This window comes from Vibrio sp. F13, from assembly GCF_020806305.2.
Classification (GTDB): domain Bacteria; phylum Pseudomonadota; class Gammaproteobacteria; order Enterobacterales; family Vibrionaceae; genus Vibrio; species Vibrio crassostreae_C.
In genome coordinates this window covers 1,632,122-1,654,485 of sequence record NZ_CP170176.1, presented here as the reverse complement: position 1 = coordinate 1,654,485, position 22,364 = coordinate 1,632,122, and the positions used below count along the sequence as shown (strand labels likewise).

Annotated in this window: 19 protein-coding genes; 5 read left to right on the top strand and 14 right to left on the bottom strand. The window is 44.1% G+C overall.

From position 1 onward, the window contains the following. Window positions 1-17 precede the first annotated feature (17 nt). Window positions 18-968 carry a transaldolase gene (gene tal, locus LMH68_RS22175; RefSeq protein ID WP_009845571.1) on the bottom strand — a complete coding sequence of 317 codons (951 nt, stop codon included), beginning with the start codon at window positions 966-968 and terminating at the stop codon, window positions 18-20. Window positions 969-1,427: 459 nt separating this feature from the next. Between tal and LMH68_RS22170 the strand changes: the two genes are divergently transcribed. Both LMH68_RS22170 and LMH68_RS22165 read left to right on the top strand, forming a co-directional pair. After that, the gene (locus LMH68_RS22170) at window positions 1,428-2,432 is read left to right on the top strand and encodes a sugar-binding transcriptional regulator (protein WP_017065721.1); all 1,005 of its coding nucleotides are present in this window, start codon (window positions 1,428-1,430) and stop codon (window positions 2,430-2,432) included. A 172-nt stretch (window positions 2,433-2,604) separates the two neighbouring features. Next, window positions 2,605-3,975, top strand: a complete 1,371-nt coding sequence (locus LMH68_RS22165; protein ID WP_229647318.1) for a glycoside hydrolase family 18 protein — start codon at window positions 2,605-2,607, stop codon at window positions 3,973-3,975. A gap of 91 nt (window positions 3,976-4,066) precedes the next feature. On the opposite strand, the gene LMH68_RS22160 is transcribed toward LMH68_RS22165, so the two are convergent. The 5 genes from LMH68_RS22160 to LMH68_RS22140 all read right to left on the bottom strand — a co-directional run bounded on the left by LMH68_RS22160 (window position 4,067) and on the right by LMH68_RS22140 (window position 11,022). Continuing rightward, the gene (locus LMH68_RS22160) at window positions 4,067-6,361 is read right to left on the bottom strand and encodes a putative bifunctional diguanylate cyclase/phosphodiesterase (RefSeq protein WP_229647317.1); all 2,295 of its coding nucleotides are present in this window, start codon (window positions 6,359-6,361) and stop codon (window positions 4,067-4,069) included. A gap of 385 nt (window positions 6,362-6,746) precedes the next feature. Further along, window positions 6,747-7,595 carry a sulfurtransferase gene (locus LMH68_RS22155; RefSeq protein ID WP_017065718.1) on the bottom strand — a complete coding sequence of 283 codons (849 nt, stop codon included), beginning with the start codon at window positions 7,593-7,595 and terminating at the stop codon, window positions 6,747-6,749. Window positions 7,596-7,718: 123 nt separating this feature from the next. Further along, window positions 7,719-8,033, bottom strand: coding sequence for a hypothetical protein (locus LMH68_RS22150; RefSeq protein ID WP_017061706.1), 315 nt, complete (start codon window positions 8,031-8,033; stop codon window positions 7,719-7,721). Window positions 8,034-8,239: 206 nt separating this feature from the next. Beyond that, on the bottom strand, window positions 8,240-8,875 hold the full coding sequence (locus tag LMH68_RS22145; RefSeq protein ID WP_017064433.1) for a hypothetical protein: 636 nt from the start codon (window positions 8,873-8,875) through the stop codon (window positions 8,240-8,242). A gap of 11 nt (window positions 8,876-8,886) precedes the next feature. Then, window positions 8,887-11,022, bottom strand: coding sequence for an LruC domain-containing protein (locus tag LMH68_RS22140; protein WP_229647316.1), 2,136 nt, complete (start codon window positions 11,020-11,022; stop codon window positions 8,887-8,889). Between the two features lie 300 nt (window positions 11,023-11,322). On the opposite strand from LMH68_RS22140, the gene LMH68_RS22135 reads away from it, so the two are divergent. Continuing rightward, window positions 11,323-12,645 (top strand): IS4 family transposase, encoded by a 1,323-nt coding sequence (locus tag LMH68_RS22135; RefSeq protein ID WP_413755929.1) that lies wholly within the window; start codon window positions 11,323-11,325, stop codon window positions 12,643-12,645. A 70-nt stretch (window positions 12,646-12,715) separates the two neighbouring features. Here LMH68_RS22135 and moeB read toward each other — a convergent pair whose 3' ends face one another. Both moeB and moeA read right to left on the bottom strand, forming a co-directional pair. Further along, window positions 12,716-13,465 carry a molybdopterin-synthase adenylyltransferase MoeB gene (moeB, locus tag LMH68_RS22130; protein ID WP_229648330.1) on the bottom strand — a complete coding sequence of 250 codons (750 nt, stop codon included), beginning with the start codon at window positions 13,463-13,465 and terminating at the stop codon, window positions 12,716-12,718. A 12-nt stretch (window positions 13,466-13,477) separates the two neighbouring features. Further along, window positions 13,478-14,713: a molybdopterin molybdotransferase MoeA gene (gene moeA, locus LMH68_RS22125; RefSeq protein WP_102393097.1), complete on the bottom strand. Its 1,236-nt coding sequence runs from the start codon at window positions 14,711-14,713 to the stop codon at window positions 13,478-13,480. Window positions 14,714-14,929: 216 nt separating this feature from the next. Here moeA and folE point away from each other — a divergent pair, with 216 nt between their 5' ends. Beyond that, window positions 14,930-15,583, top strand: coding sequence for a GTP cyclohydrolase I FolE (gene folE / locus LMH68_RS22120; protein ID WP_017061725.1), 654 nt, complete (start codon window positions 14,930-14,932; stop codon window positions 15,581-15,583). A gap of 302 nt (window positions 15,584-15,885) precedes the next feature. On the opposite strand, the gene LMH68_RS22115 is transcribed toward folE, so the two are convergent. The 4 genes from LMH68_RS22115 to LMH68_RS22100 all read right to left on the bottom strand — a co-directional run bounded on the left by LMH68_RS22115 (window position 15,886) and on the right by LMH68_RS22100 (window position 18,932). Next, window positions 15,886-16,539 (bottom strand): hypothetical protein, encoded by a 654-nt coding sequence (locus LMH68_RS22115; RefSeq protein WP_229648331.1) that lies wholly within the window; start codon window positions 16,537-16,539, stop codon window positions 15,886-15,888. Next, window positions 16,532-17,071 (bottom strand): YaeQ family protein, encoded by a 540-nt coding sequence (locus LMH68_RS22110; RefSeq protein WP_017061727.1) that lies wholly within the window; start codon window positions 17,069-17,071, stop codon window positions 16,532-16,534. The genes LMH68_RS22115 and LMH68_RS22110 overlap by 8 nt, the downstream gene beginning before the upstream one ends. A 117-nt stretch (window positions 17,072-17,188) precedes the next feature. Beyond that, window positions 17,189-17,398: a cold-shock protein gene (locus LMH68_RS22105; protein WP_010430417.1), complete on the bottom strand. Its 210-nt coding sequence runs from the start codon at window positions 17,396-17,398 to the stop codon at window positions 17,189-17,191. Between the two features lie 448 nt (window positions 17,399-17,846). Next, window positions 17,847-18,932 carry a PQQ-dependent sugar dehydrogenase gene (locus LMH68_RS22100; protein ID WP_017064438.1) on the bottom strand — a complete coding sequence of 362 codons (1,086 nt, stop codon included), beginning with the start codon at window positions 18,930-18,932 and terminating at the stop codon, window positions 17,847-17,849. 270 nt (window positions 18,933-19,202) lie between these two features. On the opposite strand from LMH68_RS22100, the gene LMH68_RS22095 reads away from it, so the two are divergent. Beyond that, a complete protein-coding gene (locus LMH68_RS22095) occupies window positions 19,203-20,396 on the top strand; it encodes a multidrug effflux MFS transporter (protein WP_065583717.1) in 1,194 nt (397 codons plus the stop codon). Window positions 20,397-20,530: 134 nt separating this feature from the next. Here LMH68_RS22095 and LMH68_RS22090 read toward each other — a convergent pair whose 3' ends face one another. Then, complete coding sequence (locus tag LMH68_RS22090) at window positions 20,531-21,316, bottom strand: ABC transporter ATP-binding protein (protein ID WP_102333678.1); 786 nt, start codon at window positions 21,314-21,316, stop codon at window positions 20,531-20,533. Between the two features lie 77 nt (window positions 21,317-21,393). Then, entirely contained in the window at window positions 21,394-22,155 is a 762-nt protein-coding gene (locus LMH68_RS22085; RefSeq protein WP_229648339.1) for a siderophore ferric iron reductase, read from the bottom strand. Window positions 22,156-22,364 lie beyond the last annotated feature (209 nt).

Here is a 22,364-nt window from a genome sequence, read left to right as displayed (position 1 = left end):
GAATTTGGTAAGAGTGATTACAGCTTAGCTGCGATCATGTCTTCTAGTTTGCCTTGGTCAACGGCGAAGTTGCGGATGCCTTCAGCCAGTTTCTCAACAGCCATTGCATCTTGGTTGTGGTCCCATAGGAACTCAGCGTGAGTCATCGCTGCTGGACGCTCTTTAGTACCGTTAGAGTCGATAAGCTTCTCTACTACTTCGCCTTCTGCTGCTTCTAGGTCTGCTAGAAGTTGAGGAGCGATAGTTAGACGGTCACAACCAGCAAGCTCAAGGATCTCGCCGATGTTACGGAAGCTTGCGCCCATAACAACAGTTTTGTAGCCGTGGTCTTTGTAGTAGTTGTAGATATCTGAAACAGAGATTACGCCTGGATCTTCTGAAGCTTCGAAATCACGACCTTCTTTCGCTTTGTACCAGTCCATGATGCGACCAACGAAAGGAGAGATTAGGAATACGCCAGCTTCAGCACAAGCACGAGCTTGAGCGAAAGAGAATAGAAGCGTTAGGTTACAGTTGATGCCTTCTTTCTCTAGGATTTCAGCAGCACGGATGCCTTCCCAAGTAGAAGCCAGTTTGATTAGGATGCGGTCGTTAGTGATACCAGCGTCGTTGTACATTTTGATAAGTTGACGAGCTTTAGCAACGCTGCCTTCCATGTCGTAAGAAAGACGAGCATCGACTTCAGTAGAGATACGGCCAGGTACAACTTTTAGGATTTCTTTACCGATGTTCACGTTAAGCATGTCGCAAGTATCTTGAACTTGCTGTGCTTTATCACCGCTTTGCGCTTTTGCGTATTCGATAGAAGCATCGATTAGAGGAGCGTACTCAGCAATTTGAGCAGCTTTAAGAATTAGAGATGGGTTAGTTGTTGCATCTTCAGGAGTGTACTTGCTGATAGCTTCGATATCGCCAGTGTCAGCTACAACAGTTGTTAGTTTACGAAGTTGCTCTAATTTATTGCTCATTTTGATCATCCTATGTATCGCATAACACCTCATTAATGGGAGAGGTGTGGGCATTTGCAAGCTAACTAATGAAGTTCTCAATGGTTGTACCAGTGAGCCAAACTTACATTAATTTAAATTTTTCTCCGAACGAACATTTGCGCAGAACATTTGATCGCTCGATGAGTAAATGATGTAGCCATATTTATCCGATCTAGCCCCAAAGTCAACGGTAAATAGTACTGTATGGTGACTTCAGTCAAATATATTTCGCTCTAGTAATCATGGGCTATGCAAGCAAACGTTTAACGAGCAAAGTGAGGTGAATTAATCAACAACAAAACCATGGTTATGACTATGAGCAAATGTACCTTGCTGTTACATATGTTCGGGGTGTAAACTTGTGTATCACTTGCTTAAGCATCGAACATTTGTTCTTCAAGCAGGTAAAATAATTGTTAAATATTGGTTGAGTGGTATATGAGTAAGAATATCCAAGATGTTTCCGAAGAAAACACTGATCTCCTCACTGAAGTAGCGGTTGCTTATTATCAAGATGGTGCCACGCAAGAAGAGATATCTAAAAAGTACTCTATCTCCCGTGCAAAGGTTGGTCGAATGCTCAAGCAAGCCCGAGATGAGGGCATTGTTGAGATCACCGTGAAATATCACCCCGTCTTTAGTGCGAAGATCGAGCAACGTTTGATCGAACGATTTGGTGTAAAGCGTGCTCTTGTAGCACTAGACCAACCAAATGAAGAGAAGCAGCGATTACAGGTTGCTGGTTTAGTGTCTAATTATCTTACCAGTACACTGAAAAACGGTATGGTGGTGACAGTAGGACAAGGGCGAAACGTATCGTCTGTTGCTCACCACACTGGCGTAATTACGCCACGAGACTGCAAATTCGTGTGTGGTATCGGCGGTATTCACCCAAGAGGCGGTATGTTTAATGCCGACCATATATGCAGGCAGCTAGCCAAAAAGTACGGTGGATCTTCTGAAACCTTATACGCGCCGGCTTATGCCGAGAATAAAGCGCAAAAAACCGCATTTATGGAAAACAGCACCGTTAAGCAGACACTCGATCTCGCTCGAAAAGCCGATGTTGCATTAGTCGGTATCGGTGATATGAGTGAAAACAGCTATATGGTCGACTTAGGTTGGTTTACCGCAGGTGAGGTCGTTCAATCTCGTTTATTGCAAGGAGTCGTCGGTGACTTTGCGGGTTATGACTTTTTCGATGTTCACGGTAAAACAGCAAACACAGTAATGAGTGACCGTGTGATTGGTTTGGCCTTGGAAGAATTCCGCCCAATTGCAGAAGTCATTGCCATTGCAGCCGAGAACAGTAAGCCATTAGCTCTATTAGGCGCACTAAGGACCGGTGTGGTCGATGTGATAGCGACCAGCGTAAGTAATGCTTTGACGGTACTTAACTTGGACGAACAACTTAGCGTGAATAAACCAAACGGCAGTGAATAGTAAGATATTTATGCTTCGTTGAATTCACTATTTGAGTAATCATGGAAATTCCCCCTAATGAAACCAGTGCAATAAGGGGGATAACTATTAGACATGACTCGAATAGTGAATTTGTTCAGCGGTTGAAAGAATTATCACTCTTTAATGTTAAGCCACACTAAAGGAGATAATTATGAAACTGTCATTTATCACACACGCTATTTCTAGCAACAGTGACCAATCAAGTTCTATCTTTAAATCTATTTCTATCTTTGGGCTTAGCTCAATAGCCACGGTTTGTATGCTCACACCTACAGTACATGCCGATGATAAAGTCGTCGCAGGGTATTTTGCGGATTGGCAATATCTGAATAAAGACAACCCTTATACCGTTGACGACATACCTGCAGACAAGCTCTCACATATTATTTACGCCTTCTTGAGCATGTGTGGTCCTCATAGCGGTGCTGGTGAGCCCGTCCAAAAACAAATTCAGCAGCAATGTGCAGACAAACAACCATATACCGCGATTATTGTGGATAAAGAAGCTGCGTTAGAAGTCGATTTCGGAGACGTGGGTGTTGATGTCGCCTATAAAGGTCACTTTGCCCAGTTAGCTCAACTGAAGGCCGACAATCAAAATATCAAAATTTTGCCCTCATTTGGAGGGTGGACAATGTCTGAACCTTTCCATGCGATGGCGAAAGATCCTCAAGCCATTGCGCACTTTTCAAAAACTGCTGTTGAATTGATCCAAAAATACGACTTCTTTGATGGTATTGATCTTGATTGGGAATACCCAGGAGGCGGCGGCTTAACCACTTCGCCTTGGAACCCAGAGACGAAACTAACGGATGAGCAAAAAGCGCTAGAGCGTGAAGCTTTTACTCTTTTAGTAAAAACAATCAGAAGTGATTTGGACGCTCTATCAAAGACGACTCAAAGAGATTACGAGCTTTCAACGGCTGTCGGTGTTGGTGCTAAGGCAGCTCAAATTGACTGGAACGCAGCTAGCCCATATCTGACGAACATGTTTGCGATGACGTATGACTTCCTCGGAGGCTGGGGAACTCAAACAGGTCACACAACAAACTTACATGCCACCGAGCGTAGTTGGTGGGGAATGGGAGCTGATGTCTTCATTAATCAGATGATAGAGCAAGGTATTCCTAGCGAGAAGCTCGTGATCGGGGCGGCTTTTTATGGTCGAGGTTGGCAAGGGACAAAAGACTTTGCTGGAGAGCTGCCTAAAGGTGACCTAGTTTCTGAACAAGGGGCGCAGTTTGGTACCGGTGAAAACGGTTACTTCATGTTTTGGGATCTTATGAATAACTACAGCAGCAAACAAGGTTATGAGTATAAGTATGATGAGCAAGCTCAAGCACCTTATTTGTGGAACCCAGATAAAAAAGTATTCATATCTTTTGAAGATCAGCGTTCTATTAAAGCAAAGGCAGAATGGGCGAAGAAATCAGACCTAGGCGGCATTTTTACTTGGGAATTATCAGGAGATCCTTCCGGGCAGTTGATCGATGTTATGCATAGTGAAATGAATAAAAAGTGAAATGAATAAATAACTGAACAGAAAATACCTAGAAAATAAGGTAGGTGTTTAGCCGCCTACCTTATTTAGCTCGTCTATTTAACTCGCGTTCTTAAACAGAACATTCCGCGTGCTCGGTCACTTTCTTGTTTAGGTGAGTAGCCAGCTCATCATAAGGAATAGGGCGAGAGAAGTAATAGCCTTGCATTAAGTCACATCCACATGCCTTTAGAATTGCGAAGTGTTCGTTTGATTCTACGCCTTCTGCTAATACCACCATGCCGAAGTTCTTACCGATTGCGATGATGTTTTGCACCATGGTGAGTGACTGCTGATCGACAGCAATGTTCTCAATAAAGCTCTTATCGATTTTAAGTTCATCGATAGGCAGTGCTTTCAACATACTTAGTGATGAATAACCTGTCCCGAAATCATCTAAAGAGATCTTTATATTCTTCTCTTTGAGGGCTTCAAAAGTCGGTTTCACCAAAGTCACATCTTCAATGAACAAGCTCTCGGTAATTTCTAGCGTTACACAGCTAGGAGAGAGTTGATACTTTTCTAGTGTCGCGAACAAGTGCTCAGAGAAGGATTGATGAGAAAACTGACGCACTGATATGTTGATCGACAGCCCGATTTTTTGTTCTGTTGTTCGGTGCAAGTGGGCGATCTGCATAATGCTGGACTCAATAATAAAAGTCCCCAGTTTTTGCATTAAACCCGTGTTCTCTGCTATCGGTATAAAGACATCTGGCGGAACAAAACCCAATTCCTCATCAATCCAGCGCACGAGTGCTTCTACACCATGAATACTTTCATTTGCACGAACCAGCGGTTGGAAAACCATGAACAGCGTTTGTTTCTCGATAGCGATGCGTAGCCTTTGTTCTACTTTCATTTTGTAGAGATGAGCATCTTGCATTTCCGTTGTGAAAATACTGTACGAGTTTTGCTGCTGTTTCGCTTTGTACATTGAAATATCGGCAGAACGTAACAGGCTATCCAGATCTTTTCCGTGTTCTGGGAAACGCGCTACGCCGATGCTGCAACCTAACAAAAACTGAGCGCTTTCAATTTCATAAGGTTGAGAAAGCACTTCAATAATGCGCTTGGCGAGTCGTTTAATTTCAGCTTCATTCGACAAGGGCGTCAAGAACAAAAACTCATCACTGGATTCACGTACCAATAGGCTGAGGCGAGATCGGAACCTCATCAAACGCAAAGCGATCTGTTTGAGAACCTTATCTCCAAAGTCATGCCCGTGGGTGTCATTGACGCATTTAAAGTTATCGATATCGATAAACAACAGCGAAAACGGCTCTGACTCATCGTCAATCCATTTACCAATGTTTCTACGCATGTACAAACGGTTTGGCAGAGAGGTTAAAGGGTCATGGTTCGCCTGATAAATGAGTTGGCTACGAGTCCGTTGTTCATTCTTGGCAATCGACTTAACCAAAAAGTAGAAACCAAACTGAAGAAAAATAAAGGCAACGAAAAGAATGCTGAACTCTTGTATGAATATACTATCGACGTGAGTTAGATCCGTACGTCCTACCACCCATAATTTGTAGTTTGGGATGTATTTCGCGCTCATCAAAGAGTGGTACTCTTCATCGTCGACGACAAAAGAATAGGTTTCTTGCCCATTCATCGCTTCTTGTACGCTAATTCCGAAGTGGTCGGTAAAGATACTTGCAATACGCTGTATGACATCTTTGCCGACTGGAGAGGAATAGGCACTCTCAGATTCAATATCACTTGAATAAAACTGGCGATAGCTGTCTTTTCTGATCAGGCTTAGTGTATTGAAACTTCCGGCGTGAGCATTATTTTCAAATACGATCGTTGCGTCTAATCGTAGCCCTGCGGTCATTACTGCATCGGTTTTCTTGCCATCGATTGAAATGGATTTTCTCAGCGGGATGACTAAGCTATTCAACGAATCTTGAAAATAGGTACGGCCAAGCACCATGCTACTGCTTGATAGGGCGTCTAGGAAGGAGCCTCTGGTTGGCGCGTATTGCAGCAAGTTCCTTTGATTCGCAAGTTCGAGATTTGAGCTAATCGAGAGGTAATCACCGTCGGTGTTCAACAAGCCAAACGCTGCTATCGCAGGGTGGGTCTCAAGTAGCTTGTCTAATATTGGCCTAATCTGGATAGATGCAGTACGTGTGAAATCAGACTGTTGAGCCAGTTGATGGCCAACCACTTCTAACAAGGCTTCTTGACTGGTCAGCAGCGAGTTGACGGAGCTAGAAAAAAGCTCAACCTGAATGTGTTGCTGCTCTATGAAGTCGTCTCTGTTTGCTTTCCAGTTTGTTATTCCCAACGCGGCGAAAAGTATCAGGGTCAGTAGTACGACAAACGCGTACAGCGACCAGATATTTTGCTTAAATAGAGCCATGAGATGCCTTTGTTGGTTACTACTTTTAACAGACTGCAAGTGACAAACTATTGGGTTGTCAGCGCGATTCATGCAACGAAAAATACAAACATCAATGATGAAAGTATTAATGGTTAAATAGTGTAACGACTACGAGCAGAGATTCTTGAGTGAAAAATTAGTATTCATAACGTCGATAACGATTAGTTTATGATTAATCAAGAATTATGGTTAGCAAGTTGATGTGGGTTACAAATCAAACGGCGTGAATCGAGTCTTGGTCTCAAATGAACATAGCGTTAACTGCGACATAGAGGCTTACTTCATGAGACGTGGAGCCATCATTATCAGTAAGCTCTTTATGCATGCGCAGTATATTCTAATAGTTGCATTAAGCGAAGTTGAATTACTTTTTAGTCACGGCGATAGGGAGTTTGTCGTTAGCACCCCATTCCGTCCATGAACCATCGTAAACACCCATTTCACCGTTATAGCCAGCGAGTTTAGCGGCTAATAATATGATGCAAGCTGTTACGCCAGAGCCACAGCTAAAGAACATAGGTTGAGAAGGCGTTAATTCTAGCGTTGAAAAGATATCAATAAGCTCTTCTTGGGACTTTAACTTGCCGTTTTTGAGTACTTGGGCAAATGGTAGGCAAATAGAATTCGGTATATGGCCACTACGCAAGCCTTCACGTGGTTCAGGAACTTCTGAATCGAAACGAGCTTGAGAACGAGCATCTACAATGTTTGCGCTCTTGTCAGTTGAGTAACCTTCAATCTGCTGAGCACTGACAAAGTAGTTGTCTTGAATATGGCCTTCAAAATTGCCCGCTTTTACTTCGGTGCGATAGTCAGTCTCGGTCGCGTAACCGGCTTCGATCCAAGCTGGCAAACCGCCATCTAAGATGAATACGTCGTTGTGTCCCATTGCCATAAACATCCACCACGCACGAGGAGAAGCGAAGGTTCCGGAGTTATCGTAAACCACAATCGTACTGTCTTGATTGATGCCAATTTCTTTTGCGCGAGTGTTGAAGTGTTTTTCGCTCGGAAACATGTGAGGAAGCAGAGTGTGCTTGTTACAAAAGTCTTTGTCGTAGTCAAAACGAATAGCACCAGGAATCATTTGTCCTTTGATCTTTTCTGACTCGCTTGGAATTTGAAACTCGATGCTGGCGTCGAGGATGATGATATTGTCTTCTGCTAGCAAACGTTGTTGAAGTTGTTGTGGTGAGATGAGTGGCTGATTCATTATTGTTATATCCATTCTTGTTGTTTTAGCGATTCTTACTGTTTTAGCGAATACAGTGGTAGAGCGATTACTGTTGCTTTTGCGAATACAGTTGCTTTACGAATACCGTTGTTGCATCGATGGCTACTGTGCAGCTCGACAGTGGATGAACTGATAACTGCTTTGTCCGGTTATTTGATTGTTTAATGTATCAAGCGCGACCACAGAATCAATAGGGCAGTCTGTGGTAGGAGCAATAGAGAGCCGAAATACGTCATTATCTTTTGTCTGAACCGTCAGATAACGCCTGTGCCCATCTAAGGATTGAGTAAGCGTGTTCGAAATTACTTTGGCTTGAATACGTTGCCCCGTCTCTGATGTTAGCGGGAAATAGGCAAGGGCAACTAACACGCCTACGCCACACATTAAGATAAATAGACCTATTTTTAACTGTTTCATGAGAGTAAGTCTTTGAAGGTTATGTTGAAAATATAAGTGAGGTTGGTGGTAAAGTGAATGCTACTCGCTAAGAAAGCTGAATTAACTGCTCTTCGACGAAAATAAAAAAGTGAGCATTTCTGCTCACTCCCTACTTACAAACAATCCATTTTGACTCTGTTTCGTCAGAGATCTCGCTAACGACAAGTTACCTGCTGTTAAACAATTTACTGCCAGACAATCTGAGAGTCGCCGCTAGAAACCACTTGTTGTAATGGAGGTTGACCATCGTAAAACCAAATCTCTATCAAGAGTGCGTCATGGTTTACTGGTGCTGCAAAGTTGGAGGCGAACACACCGTTATCTAGTGGGCCCGCAATGACCTTGCTGGAGTAATCCGGCTTCAAGGTTGAGTCATCTCTTGTACTAAAGCGGCTATAAACGGTCACAAAAGAACGGTCTGTCGAAATGCTGCTGATGTCAATGTTGAGATCAAACTGTTCAACAGAGTTGTAGTCAAATCCATCAGGTACCACCAAATCACTCATCGTATAGCTCTGCGCTGCTACCGCACTTGTCGCGGGAGACGGCGAAGGCGTTGCTGTTACCGGAGTCGTTGCTGTTACCGGATTCGACGGAGTTGCAGGTGTCGAGGGTGTAGATGGTGATGCCGTAGATGTACTTCCGCCCCCACCGCCGCCGCCTCCACAGCCGGCTAATACTAATGGCGCTGCAGCTAAAATAACGGCTAGTGACTTCTTGATGTTCCAAGTGCTTTGTACAGACATACGTTTTTCCTCAAAGAGATTGCGACTTGAATCAACGCAATGATTGTCTCGATATTGTTTAGTGTGAATAGTCATAACGTCTCTCCTTATGGTTCGTAACGTTGGTTGTCTGCAGGTGATTGGTACCATGTTTGGTTCGTTTCACCGCCGGATTCTGCGTATTCTTTAAACTCTGGGTAAGCGGTAACAATATCGACGTACTCTAGAGGCCACTCCCATTCGTCATCCGAAGTTACTATGAGAGCCCAAGGGTGGTTTTCTGCTGTTTTGAAGTATTTACCTGTTGATGGATTACTGTCATCGACGCCTAATCCAGCTTCAAAGAGGTTAGTGGTATCAAATGCCTCGGTTGGAGCTTGGTCTGGCAAGTGAACCTCCCAGCTGCGCCCTGGATGTAGAGGTAGGTTTTCACCGTGATAATACCCAGGCGTTGCAAAAATGAACGGGTCGTAAGGCATATCGGTCCAACTGCCAGTACTCACACCGTCACCGGCTAAAGTAATACCAATTTGGAATGAGAACTGCTCATCCTCTTTACATCCATTACTGGTGCGGTAGAAGGTACAGCCAGTGCTGATTTTTTCTGTCAGGTCATTGGCGATAACAAAGATTGCTTCGCTACGTCCATCTTCTAGGTCAAGGTCAGTGAATACACCGTTGTGTTTCATGTAAGAGCTACCACTACTCACCAAGCTCGGGTCTAGGTTAGGAAGTCGAACAGCAAAACCATTTCTGTACGTTGCCCCGACAGCAGCTAGGCGGCCGTCGATAGTGGACTTAACGACTTTTCCATCTTTAAGGATCTCAGTAATGCGATACATAAGAACAGCATCGTTCATGTCGTAGTCGGCTTTATAAGGCCAGTTATCTTCGTACGCGAGCGTTGCGTAGCCAGAAGCACTTGGGAAGTAACGAGCGGTGGCGCCATCGTTAAGGACATCGACTTGAATATCGACCACCTCACCAGAGGTTGAACCGCCAAAGTAACTTAGGTTGGTTTGTTGGCTGAATCTAAATCTAGCCCACGTAGTACCGGTTAGTGCGTTGATGTCGACATTTAGGAATAGATCGTTTTCACCAGCATCGAGCGCGTAATCTGTAAACACTTGCTCGTTGGCGCCATCGAAGCTGCCATCTTGGTTCCAGTCTATCCAAGCTGAAAGGTAACCGGTTGTTGAAGCTTCAATTACTACTTTTGAATCAAGCCCTGCTTCAAGTGCGGTAACAAAACCGATACCACCGTTTGCCCATTCATCATCCACCCCGACAGTTTCATCTGATTGAGGTGTGACATAACCATCTAAATCCGCATCTGGAGGAGTTGTACCTAACCATGTGATGCCATCGAGTTCATGTCGAGGGCCATTGCTCGCCAGTAACGTTAGGTAGCTGTCTGGAGCATCACCGAAGTCGATGTTTGAGTCTTCATCAACAACAGGTGCATTAGCACAACGAGCACCATCGTTTTGACCAGAAGCTGGGCCATTCGAAACAAATTCAACGGCTGGAACAATACCTGCCGCGATATTGGCAGCGTTGTCTGGAGACAGATTGATACGGTAAATTTTACCGTCTTGGTTTCGAGATACGTAGTAGTAGCCGTTGACATCAAAATAGCCAGCACCGAACGTACCTAACTCGCCGGTGTCTCCGATGTAGGTTTCGGCACCAGTTGTAGGGTTGAAGCTGTATAAGCCACCAGAGTTATTATCGATACCATATAAAGAGCCATCACTTGGATGAAAGGCGAAATCAGTCAATTTTACAGTTGCTGGGCTGCCTCCGATTTTGTTGACCGTGACGGTCGCATTCGGATCAGAGTCTAAAGGAGAGAGGTCAACAGTAAATAGTCCCTTACCTGTACGATACAAGTAGTAAACATGGTCATAGACGTCGCCGACATAGAAAGTGTGATCGGTTGGTAAGCCACTGGTATTGATAACTTCAGCTTGGAAATCCTGTCCAAGGCGCACCAAGCGTTTGTTGGTGGTGTCATAGCCATAAATATATCTGTCTTGAAAGTCGAAACCAACACCATTGATATTGGCATTCATACCCGTATCGTCTTCTAACAGAGTGGTTGAGCCGGTCACTAGGTTTACACCCCAAACTTCAACGGGTTTCGACTGAAAGAGGTATGCTTGACTAGGGCAGGTATCGAATGGCGCTGCGTTGGCGACCAATGGCGCACTTATTAGCAAACTTAACGTTGTAATTCTCATATCTACATCCTTGTGATGGAAGGTACAAATATAGTTACAAGTTATGTGCCAAATTTAACGCGTTGATTTTTAACGATTATATTTTGTGGTGCTGATTTTTTTATTGTATTCTCAAAATGAGAACTCAAATGAAACTAATCTCTCATAGAGTATTTCAAATTGATAAAGCGAGTTGAGATGCTGACGTTGAGATATAAAAAAGCCCCAACATATAGTCATAATGCCGATCGTTTAAGAAGACTTGAACGATCCTGCAGTTAGCAGATAATCCCCATCAACAACGTTGATGGGGATTTTTTTATGCTTGAACAAGAATTAGCAATGGCGCACGAGACTATTGAGGATGCGGATAATTACGAATCTGTCGTCAACGCCATTCAACTAGAATGGATAGAACAAGCTCTTCTTGAAACAAATAAAGCGAGCATAAGACGACGTCGACTTCCCGCTCAGCAAGCTGTCTGGCTAGTTATTTGGATGGGGTTGCAACGCAACATGTCTATCAAAGAGGTATGCAGTTCATTAGACATTGCCCTTCAACCAAAACCTGAGGATAGTTGGTCTCGTGTTGCGCCTAGTGTCCTCACCGATTCACGTCGACGTCTAGACGAGAGTCCATTAGCGGCTCTTTTTCACACAACAGTCAAGGCTTGGCGCGAAGATATCATTCAACAAGACAGAGACTTAGGGCTTAACGTTCTTGCTGTGGATGGAACAACATTTAGGTGCCAAGATTCACCAGAGAACGCCGAAGAATTTGGGTTCATCTCTAAAAAACTGAAACCTTATCCTCAACTTCGTTTAGTTGCTTTGATGTCAACGGAAACTCGAATGATTATGGGGGCAGCTTTTGATGGTTGTCATGTCGGTGAAACGACCTTAGCTAAACGTTTATTCAATGATATCCCAGCGCACTCATTGACTTTATTTGATCGTTGTTATTTCTCCGCAGACCTTTTGTTGTCATGGCAAGAGAGTGCGGAAAATGCTCATTGGTTAATGCCTGAAAAACGTAAACTACGCTATGAAGTATTGGAGAAATATGCAGAAAATGACATGCTTATCTCAATGCCCATCTCTCCTCAGGCCCAGCGGCAGAATCCTAATTTACCCGAGCGTTGGGAAGCTAGATTAGTCCTATATCAAGAACCAAAAGGTGAGATAAAAGGTTTTATTACTTCACTTACAGACCCTAGCAAATACTCACTAGAAAGCCTGCTGCGTATTTATTGGCAACGTTGGGAGATAGAAGAAGGTTATGGTGAAATTAAACAGACTCAACTGCAAAGTCACGTCACTTTACGAAGTCGTTTTTCTGTCGGTGTGAGGCAAGAGCTTTGGGGTGTCTTACTTGCTTATAACCTAGTGCGATTAGAGATGGTTAAGATAGCTTCAGAAGCAGGGGTTCGAGCGACTAGGGTCAGTTTTACGGCCGCGATTAACCTTATTGATGCGCAGTTACGTTGGCTAGCTTTATGTCCAGACGGAACTCTACCAGTAAAACTTAAAAGAATGAGGGAAAGTATCAGTCACTTCATTCTCCCAGATAAAAGAAAGGACCGAACGTTTCCACGTTCAATCCTCTTTGTTCCAGCTAAATATCCGTTTAGATTCAAACAGTAATGCTTATCCGAACGGCATTGCAACATATAGTCAAGGCTTAAGTTTTCGATAAGAGGGGATATGATTTAGCTTATCCACACACCGAACAATTAGGCATCTTCATTAAATTCATTTCACGCCAGCTGTGAGACATGGCATCGAGAATCAAAAGTTTGCCTTGCTTTGGTTGTCCAAACTTGGCAATAACCTTGATAGCTTCCAAAGCCTGAGCCGCGCCTACCATGCCAACAACAGGTGCCATCACACCGGCTTCAACACAGCTTAGAGCAGCGTTGCCAAATAGAGCGCTTAAACACTGGTAACAGGGTGCGTCAGCATCTTGATAAGTGAAGACACTAATCTGACCTTCCATGCGAATCGCAGCGCCCGATACAAGTGGCGTTTTTGAGGCGTAACACAAACGGTTAAGTTGATTGCGCGTTTCAACGTTGTCGCTGGCATCAAGTACTAACGAATGCGCTTCAATGAGCTTTGCTAGTGCCTCGTCATCAAGTCTGTGGTCGACCGTTTCAACTCTAAGGTGTGGGTTTAACACCTGTAATGATTCAGCGGCTGAAACGACTTTCTTCTTACCAATATCAGCATCGGTGTGAAGCACTTGTCGTTGCAAGTTTGAAAGCTCGACAACATCGTCGTCGATCAGCATTAGCTTACCAATACCCGCAGTCGCAAGGTATTGAGCAGAGGCACAGCCTAAACCACCCGCACCTAACACCAAAATCGAGCTCTGTTTCAGCGCTTCTTGACCCTCAAAATCAAACTGCTTGAGAATGATCTGGCGGTTATAGCGAAGCATCTCTGCGTCAGACAGTATTTCCATCAGCAAGCCTCGTTAGTAAAGCGTGGAGTTAAACAGTTGAATCTGAACCGTTTCACCGACTTCAACACGGCCACGTTCGCGCTCTAGTACCACAAAGCAGTTTGCTAAGCTCATTGAGCGGAAAGCGCCAGAGCTTTGGTTACCTGTTGTTTCTACTACAAACTTACCGTTTTCAATCGAGTAGATGCCACGTTGGTAATCAGTACGGCCTGGGCCTTTTTTGAATGCAGATTTAGTGATAGCAGGAATCGACTCTGGTGCTGTCCATGCTGTGTGACCAGCTAATTTAGCCAGCATAGGCTGAACTAACACATACATAGTCATCATTGCTGATACTGGGTTACCCGGTAGGCCACAGAACCAAGCGTTGTCTAGCTCACCAAATGCGAATGGTTTACCTGGTTTGATTGCTAGTTTCCAAAAGCCGATTTCGCCAAGCTCTTCAAGAATGTCTTTGGTGTAATCAGCTTCGCCGACACTTACGCCACCAGAAGTGACAACTACGTCTGCCAGTTCTTGCGCTTTTACAAAGGTTTCTTTAAGCGTTGCAGGGCAATCAGGAATAATACCTAGGTCAATTGCTTCGCAACCAAACGCTTCAATCAGTGGTTTGATACCGTAGCGGTTGCTGTCGTAGATCTGACCATCTTCAAGAGGCTGACCTAATGGCTTGAGCTCATCGCCAGTAGAGAAGAAAGCGACTTTAGGTTTGTGTGCCACAGTTACATGACTCACACCGAGCGAAGCAATCATTGGAATGTCACGAGGTGTTAAACGTTCGCCACGGCTAAGAACGATATCGCCTTGCTTGATGTCGTCACCGGTAGGGCGAATGTTATTGTTCAGCTTGATGTCGTCTTGCTGAATCTCAATGCCAGCGTCAGTTTCAGCAGTGTTTTCTTGCATGATTACGACGTCACAACCTTCCGGGATCTTTGCGCCAGTCATAATGCGAATACAGGTGTTTGCTGGCCATTCACCTTCAAAAGGTTGACCTGCAAAGGACTTGCCCGCTAAAGGCAGCACTTTACTGTTCTCTAGGTCTGCTAAGCGCAGTGCATAGCCGTCCATTGCTGAGTTATCAAAAGGAGGGACGAAAATAGGGGATAGAATATCTTCAGCAAGTACGTAACCCAATGCTTCTGCTAATGGCAGTGATAAGGTCGTTTGAATAGGTTGAATTGGTGATAGCAGCTTATCTAGTGCTTCTTCAATTGGCATCAAGCCCGGAGCGTCGCAACAGCCCATAATTGAAATCCTTTGATCGTTATTATTTTGATTTGGCGGTTGGCAATAGGGATTCAATAGTTATCAAATCATGATGGTTCGCCAACGAAATTCTAGCCACTCTAGCACAGTTTAAGCCCCGTAAATAATGACCTCCCTTAAAATATGGGTGTATTTATTCAAAATTCCGAGTATCCTTGTTTGCCATCCAGAAGGGGTAATAAAAGAGGAAGTTCAATGTCAGGTCTTAGCGAATCAGCGAAGTTGGTTAAAGATGCGCTAGCAAGCCGTGGTTTAGAGACACCAATGAGTCCAAACCAGGTTAGCCGAGAAGAGAAAAAGGAACGAATCGAACACCATATGCGTGAGATTCTCACTCTCCTTGAACTTGATCTTACGGACGATAGTCTGGAAGAAACACCGCAACGTATTGCTAAAATGTACGTGGATGAAATTTTCTCTGGTTTGGATTACGCCAATTTCCCTAAAATTACGGTAATCGAAAACAAGATGGGCGTTCGTGAGATGGTACGAGTAAAAGACATTACCGTGACCAGTACTTGTGAGCACCACTTAGTGACGATTGATGGTAAGACTGCGGTCGCTTATATCCCGCGTGGAAAAATCATTGGTCTTTCAAAGATTAACCGTATTGTTCGATTCTTTGCTCAGCGCCCACAAGTTCAAGAGCGTATGACGCAGCAGATCCTTGTTGCACTGCAAACGCTACTCGAAACTGATGACGTTGCTGTCACCATGGATGCGGTTCACTACTGCGTGAAATCACGCGGTGTAATGGACGCGACTAGCGAAACGACAACAACAGCTCTGGGCGGTATCTTCAGATCAAACCCAGCAACGCGCCACGAGTTCTTACACGGCCTGCGTTGATTCACTGCATTATTAGATGAATTCAATTTAGCCTCTGTAAATTGATGTTCATTGAAATATATTCTAAGCCTCGCTTTATGCGGGGCTTTTTTACGCCTGCAATGAAGTCAACTGTAATGGCTGAGAATGCTGTTATTCCCTAAAGTGAAGAATGAGCGACTTATTCACTTTCGCCATTCCCTAAAGTGAGGAATGAACGTAATAGGGAATCTGTTGCGGCCAAGCAGAAAAAGCACGCTCTATATCTTAACGTTTGTTGAAAGCATATAGAGCGTAACTAGAATCAGTCGCTGGTGGAGTGCTTAAGAAAGGTTAAACAAACGCTTTAAGTGGTGAACAATACCGGATGGCTTGTTCTCGGCTTGATAGATGCTCAAACCATCGTAAAAACTCGCCATGAACTCTACGCGAATCTCATCATCACTGCTTCTCGATATACGAGACAGTAGCGTAGCGGCTACAGCTGCGTGATCATTGGCTAGGCTGTAATCCATTCCTAGTCGTCCTTGAATGAACAACCACAAATGCGTGACTAGTTTTAACTGTTGAGCGTTAGAGTTTTGTAACTTGTCGCTGTGCTCAGTTCCCACTGTATTATCGAATACATTTTGCATCGCCTCATTCGCTTCTTTATTGCTTTCAAAGCGATAGCTTGCATCGATATGTACCTTGGTTAGCAAGCCAAGCAACGTCTGACGTGCAGAGTTCTCCGGCTTGTTCTCGCAAGCGTGTTTAAACAAAGCGTGGTTTTCATCAATAAATGACGACAGCTCTTTCTCGTAGCCTGTCGAGAGCGCTTTGACTGAACCTAAACCTGCTTCTTTTAAACACTGGTGAAGCTTGGTTCTAGCTTGTTGTTTAGCTTTGATTTCTTGCTGCGCGTCGGCTTGTTGCTTGGCTTCTTCTAGCTGGCTAGCTGCTGTTTGCGAATTATTCGGGGTTGGACGCTCAGTCATTACTCTGTAGCTCTTCCCACGTTACTTCTGCCGATTGAGTATCGCTGTTAATGAAAGCAGAGTTACCCGTCAGCATGACTGAAAGATCCATCGTACGTTGTGTCATCGCCGCTAGCTGCTCAATACCATCGTTGTCTAGACGAACGATCTGAGCTTTTAGGTAGCCGAATTTACCTTTGTTCTGCTCCCACCAAACGTTTGATTTAGTGTTGAAGCTGAATACGCGTACTGATTTAGATAGGCGAGTTGCCTTCTTAACACGCTCTGGATCGGGTTCGCCCACATCGACCCATTCTAGGATTTGATCGTCTAACGACTTCTGCCATAAATCGGGTTCTTCAATGCTAGACAACCCTTTAGTGAACTCAAGTTCAGGAGACGCATTGATACAGAAAGCCATGATTCGAGCCATCATTCGCTGTTCTGTTTCAGAAGGGTGTTGTGCAACCGTTAGATTGAAAGAGTCGTAATAGTCGCGATTCATATCGGTTAAAGAGATACGAAACTTGTAGATTGTCGGTTTAAGAGCCATTGAGAGGGTGTCTTAGGTAGAAATAGTGAAGGGGAATATTACCTTAAATCTCTGAATAGCGGGTAAAAAAATAGCCAGCAGAGGCTGGCTATTTTTAGAAAGCTTTAAAATACTAGATTAAAGTACTTTGATGCTGTCAGCTTGTGGGCCTTTTTGACCTTGAGATACTACGAACTCAACTTTTTGGCCTTCAGCAAGAGTTTTGAAACCGTCGCCAGTGATAGCAGAGAAGTGTGCGAATACGTCTGGGCCGTTTTCTTGTTGAATGAAGCCGAAGCCTTTAGTTTCGTTGAACCATTTTACTGTACCAGTAACTGTGTTAGACATGATGATATCCTAAAATTAAATTTTTATTTTGAGCCAATTGTGGCACTGATAGCGTGGAAAAGTTTATTGCTATTGCGTACAACACAACGGGGTTACTAGTAATCCAACGAAATGTTTATATACAAAGAACTTTCTTTCTAGCCGGGAACGAGTCTAAATCAAATCAGGGGATAGTCAATCGAATACATAGGGAAAGGTTGCAGAAACTTGGGGGTAGTCAAACTTTGCATTCCTTAAATATCATGGAGTTACAGTTGTATGGTGATTTGTTGTAGTTTTTGTGAAAAAGGTGGTCGAAATTGATGACGAATTTGGAGTAAATGCACTGTTTTAGCGCATTCATTTTTGCAAATTTAAAGCCGCTAACTGGGCGTTGAGCCCACTTTTAACGGCTTATATTTATAAATGTCGTTGTAAGGTAAGTGCCTTTACTTGAACGAGGTCTCGGCTACTTTTTCAAGCGGTACAGGTTGCCATTATCAGTGCTGAAGAAGATGTCTCCGTTTGGTGAAGTTTCGATGTCTCTTACCCTTTCGCCCAAGTCCTCTAAAATGCGTTCTTCCTCGATTGCCTCACCTTGTTCATTGACTGTCACAATATTGATGTGAGTAAGTTTTAGTGCGCCAGCCAGCAGTTTGCCTTTCAGCTCTGGGTACTTATCGCCTTGGTAAACAATCAAGCTCCCCGGAGCGATTGAAGGAACATAGACTTTTTTTGGCGCTTCAATACCATCTTTGGTTTCCGATTCGCCAACGCTGATAGGGCCCCAATACTCTTTTCCGTGTGAGGTGACAGGCCACCCATAGTTGGCACCCGCTTTTATTAGGTTAATTTCATCACCACCGCGAGGGCCGTGTTCAATCGACCAAAGCTTTTGAGTCGGGAAATCGTAATACAGACCTTGTGGATTACGATGGCCAAAGCTCCAAATTTCATTGAGCACTTTGTTGTTATCCGTGAATGGGTTATCGCTTGGTGTGCTTCCATCGGCATTCAGTCGTAATATTGATCCGGCGTGAGTCATGGTGTCTTGGCCGTTGTCTCGATCACCTCGATCACCGATTGAAAAATACAGGTGGCTATCATCAAAGGTGATACGGCTACCAAAGTGACGTCCTGTGTCCGTTCTGGATTTAGTTACAAACACGTCTGTCCAATTGATGACTTCATTATTGCTGTAATTAGCAGAAGCCAGTGTTGTTACGCCTTCATCATCGATGTCTTTACTGTAAGTGACGTAGAACTTTCCGTTTTCAAAAGGGGAAAGTGCGATATCTAATAATCCACCTTGGCCTTTCGCCCATACATTGGGCAGCCTGAAGAGTGTGTGTTGATCGCCAGTTTTTAAATCGACATGTTTAATGACGCCTGATTTTTCTGTGACTAGCATGGACTTATCGTTGACATAAGCCAGTCCCCAAGGGATCACGAGTCCGTCGGTGATCTTCTCTGCCTGCCAAGCAAAGGCTGACGTTACAGGACCTGAGGCAAGCAGCGCCAAAGCACATGAAAAAATACGGTGATGAGTGTTCATTGAAGTCCCTTGATTATGAGCATCTAGTGTTAGTCTAGCGCTTGTGGCCGATAGGCGGAAAGCCGAGGTTGCTGAAAAGTGACTATTCACATATTTAGTTGAACGCCTATTGTATGATTATACAAGCTCACGTATGTTTACTCTGCCTTTCTCTATTTGATCCTGTCGGAGCATTATGAACAACTCACCAGCAGCATTTTCGCTATTTTCTCAGTTTTTATGTTGTGAGTTAGATACGCACGATTTTTCTTCGAACGGACCTATTAAACGATGAGTCGTGGATTTGATTTTAAATCGATCTTACTTGCGTGCTTGGTCATCAGTATCGGTCAGCTCAGTATGGGACTGGTGTTTCCATCACTACCTTGGATCGCCAAAGACTTCGATGTATCACTAGAGCAAGCCCAGCTATTGGTAAGCGTGTACCTATTAGGTTTTGGGCCTTCCCAGTTTATTTATGGCCCTATTTCCGATGCTCTTGGGCGCAAGAAAGTGCTGCTGAGCGGATTATTAATCGCCATGCTGGGACTATTGATGATCATTTTCTTCAGCCACTCGTTTACCAATATGGTGATGGGGCGATTTCTACAAGGCCTAGGAACCGGCTGTTGCGCTGTACTTGCTCGTGCCTCGACGCGCGATAGATTCAACGGCGCAGACTTGCCTTTGGCTATGTCTTATATTGCGATGGTTGCCTCTATAACACCTTTGATCGCGCCTGTTATCGGTGGGTTTATTAACTTCCACTTTGGCTGGAGTATGGTGTTTATCTCACTACTTGGCTATGTCTCATTGGCTTGGGTGGTATTGGCGTTCAAGTTTAAGGAAACCGTCACTAAGGTTTCGGCTATCCCTTCACCGAAGAAAATGATTTCTCAATACAAAGAGCTACTCACTTCTCGTTATTTTATGAGCTTTGCGAGTATTGGCTGGCTTAACTTTAGCTTGATGATCACCACCGTATCAGTGATGCCATTTATCATGCAAAATCAGATTGGCATGACGTCAGATGAATACGCGATGTGGGCGGTGATTCCTGCATTAGGCATGCTCGGCGGAACAAGCTTATGTAACCGTATTCGCCCTATGCTGGGCAACAAGAAAACTCTGTTATGCACACCTGTATTACATGTGGCTGCGGCGTTGTGGCTTTTCTTTTGTCCACTTGAGCCACTTTATTTAATGCTTGGCCAGTTCTTGATGATTCTTGGCAATGGTATAGCGTTACCTTGTGCTCAGGCGTTGGTGATGTTGCCTTATAAGAAGAACGCTGGCGCGGCTGCTGCGATGTCTGGCGGAGGGCAGATGGTGGTGTCTTCAATGGTGAGCATGGGGCTGGTTCAGTTAGGACTAGGAGAAGCGTGGCATCTATCGCTTGTCATCATGTTGTTCACACTGATTACCCTGTTTAATATTTTACGTGGTTTCAGTAGTCAAGAAGCGAGAGAGTCCCAGCTTAGCTAGTTATTTAATTATTTAGCTAGCTAGTGAGTGAAAAACGAAAAGGCCATTGAAGTTTATGATTTCAATGGCCTTTATTATGCTTAGAGCTTAGAGCTTAGAGCTTAGAGCTTAGAGCTTAGACTGAAATGCCCGAACTATTCACAGACGACTGCAACCTTCTCACTTGCTGCAGTATTGGCTGGCACTGGATGATCGATCAGTCGGATAGGGGACTCATACAGTGCTGACAAAGCCTCTTCATCGAGTAACTTATCCGCGCTGCCTTCGAACGCAATCTGACCTTTTTTCAGGGCGACAATATGCGTCGCGTAACGAAGCGCTAGGTTCAAATCGTGTAAAATAACGATCACCCCAACATCTTCTTTTTTGTTGAGTTCAGACAGTAAGCCCATTAGCTGAAATTGATGATGAACATCCAGTGCAGAAGTCGGTTCATCAAGGATCAATACCGGTGACTGTTGAGCTAGTAACATAGAGACCCACGCTCGTTGACGTTCACCACCAGATAAGTCATCCGCTAATGCTTGTGAGAATTCAGTAACACCGGTTCTTTCCATTGCTTGCTGGATGATCGACTTATCTTCTGAATTCCAACGGCCTAGTGCGCCTCTCCATGGGAAACGCCCTAAACGAACCAGCTCTTCGACAGTTAAGCCAGCAGAAGCGGGGAGTTTTTGCGGTAAATAAGCAATCTGCTTGGCTAAGTCTTTGCTTTTGAATGAAGAGAGGGAAGCGCCGTCTAGTTCCACGCTGCCATGATCTGGTGACATCTGCCCTGAGAGTAAATTAACGAGCGTAGATTTACCCGAACCATTATGGCCAAGAACGACGGTCAGTTCGTTGGTCGGAATCGAGAGGTCTTCGATTGAGAGAATCGTTCGTTCATCACGAACAATTTTGATGTTTGAAAGCTGAAACATGTCAGTCCTGTGCCTAGACCAATAAAGCGCTTCAGTGAAATTAAACGAGCTTTATTGGCTTTTAAAAATAGAGGGTGTTATTGAGCTGTTTTTTTGTTGTCGGGATGTCTTGGGCAATCGTCGCAATACTTTCTAGAGTCGCACTTATAAACTAAGCAGCAGCTGATTCTGAACAGTTTTAGCATCCCCGAATCAGCGTCTATTTTAAGGCTGTTTAAATGATTTTCAGGTAACTGGCATGCTTCTAACCAAAGCTTAGCTTGTTCAGTGATATAATCGTTGGTTAGGCTCGGTTCGTGCTGCTGTAGTTTTATCAAGCTGCCTAATAATAGATCAGCAAGTAGATGATTGGTAAACCCCGGACGAATACGTGTCCACTCACTAATCTGGCTACGATAAAACTCTGTGAGTGCAAGAATAGCTTCGCCTGCTTGTGGAATCAGTTCTTCTGGTGAACCGTGTTGATGATCACCATTAAAGAAACGGTAGCCTGTGACAAATTCTTTGTACCTAAACTGGCCGATGTTCTTAATATCAGGCAGTGAGTGAAGGCCGTAGATAGATATAAAGGTCACGTAGATTGGTTGCCAGCAAACCAGATCCCACGTTCGGGTTAACCAATAGGCTTTGCCTGCTTCAGGGTGGCTCTGCGCAAGGCCATCGTAAACTCGTTTGATTTCTTTATGGCTATCATCATTCGTTATTGCAATGCTCTTGCTATGCAGAACACCAAAGCTTCCACTTAAATAAGGTGTCACTTGTTTTGAGTGAGCGAAGATTTTCTGATGTAGAGACGGGGCTCTCCGACGAGTGATAATATTGTGCAGCTGGGAAAGCATCATAAACCATTAAATGAGAATCAGTAGCGTTATCATAACGGACATAATCGAGGATAACCATACAAAATGGAGCATCTACTCGGTGCCTCTATCTTTTGGTCATTTTATAGAACACACATGAGCGCTTCTTTTTTTGAGTGATAAAAGCCGTTTTAAATGATAAAAGTATTGGTGAATCGAATATGTCGCTGTCAACTATAGAGAATATG

Bases quoted from the DNA above. Each gene is read 5' to 3' on its own strand.
- tal (WP_009845571.1), bottom strand. From the start codon at position 968: ATGAGCAATAAATTAGAGCAACTTCGTAAACTAACAACTGTTGTAGCT.
- LMH68_RS22170 (WP_017065721.1), top strand. From the start codon at position 1,428: ATGAGTAAGAATATCCAAGATGTTTCCGAAGAAAACACTGATCTCCTC.
- LMH68_RS22165 (WP_229647318.1), top strand. From the start codon at position 2,605: ATGAAACTGTCATTTATCACACACGCTATTTCTAGCAACAGTGACCAA.
- LMH68_RS22160 (WP_229647317.1), bottom strand. From the start codon at position 6,361: ATGGCTCTATTTAAGCAAAATATCTGGTCGCTGTACGCGTTTGTCGTA.
- LMH68_RS22155 (WP_017065718.1), bottom strand. From the start codon at position 7,595: ATGAATCAGCCACTCATCTCACCACAACAACTTCAACAACGTTTGCTA.
- LMH68_RS22150 (WP_017061706.1), bottom strand. From the start codon at position 8,033: ATGAAACAGTTAAAAATAGGTCTATTTATCTTAATGTGTGGCGTAGGC.
- LMH68_RS22145 (WP_017064433.1), bottom strand. From the start codon at position 8,875: ATGACTATTCACACTAAACAATATCGAGACAATCATTGCGTTGATTCA.
- LMH68_RS22140 (WP_229647316.1), bottom strand. From the start codon at position 11,022: ATGAGAATTACAACGTTAAGTTTGCTAATAAGTGCGCCATTGGTCGCC.
- LMH68_RS22135 (WP_413755929.1), top strand. From the start codon at position 11,323: ATGCTTGAACAAGAATTAGCAATGGCGCACGAGACTATTGAGGATGCG.
- moeB (WP_229648330.1), bottom strand. From the start codon at position 13,465: ATGGAAATACTGTCTGACGCAGAGATGCTTCGCTATAACCGCCAGATC.
- moeA (WP_102393097.1), bottom strand. From the start codon at position 14,713: ATGGGCTGTTGCGACGCTCCGGGCTTGATGCCAATTGAAGAAGCACTA.
- folE (WP_017061725.1), top strand. From the start codon at position 14,930: ATGTCAGGTCTTAGCGAATCAGCGAAGTTGGTTAAAGATGCGCTAGCA.
- LMH68_RS22115 (WP_229648331.1), bottom strand. From the start codon at position 16,539: ATGACTGAGCGTCCAACCCCGAATAATTCGCAAACAGCAGCTAGCCAG.
- LMH68_RS22110 (WP_017061727.1), bottom strand. From the start codon at position 17,071: ATGGCTCTTAAACCGACAATCTACAAGTTTCGTATCTCTTTAACCGAT.
- LMH68_RS22105 (WP_010430417.1), bottom strand. From the start codon at position 17,398: ATGTCTAACACAGTTACTGGTACAGTAAAATGGTTCAACGAAACTAAA.
- LMH68_RS22100 (WP_017064438.1), bottom strand. From the start codon at position 18,932: ATGAACACTCATCACCGTATTTTTTCATGTGCTTTGGCGCTGCTTGCC.
- LMH68_RS22095 (WP_065583717.1), top strand. From the start codon at position 19,203: ATGAGTCGTGGATTTGATTTTAAATCGATCTTACTTGCGTGCTTGGTC.
- LMH68_RS22090 (WP_102333678.1), bottom strand. From the start codon at position 21,316: ATGTTTCAGCTTTCAAACATCAAAATTGTTCGTGATGAACGAACGATT.
- LMH68_RS22085 (WP_229648339.1), bottom strand. From the start codon at position 22,155: ATGCTTTCCCAGCTGCACAATATTATCACTCGTCGGAGAGCCCCGTCT.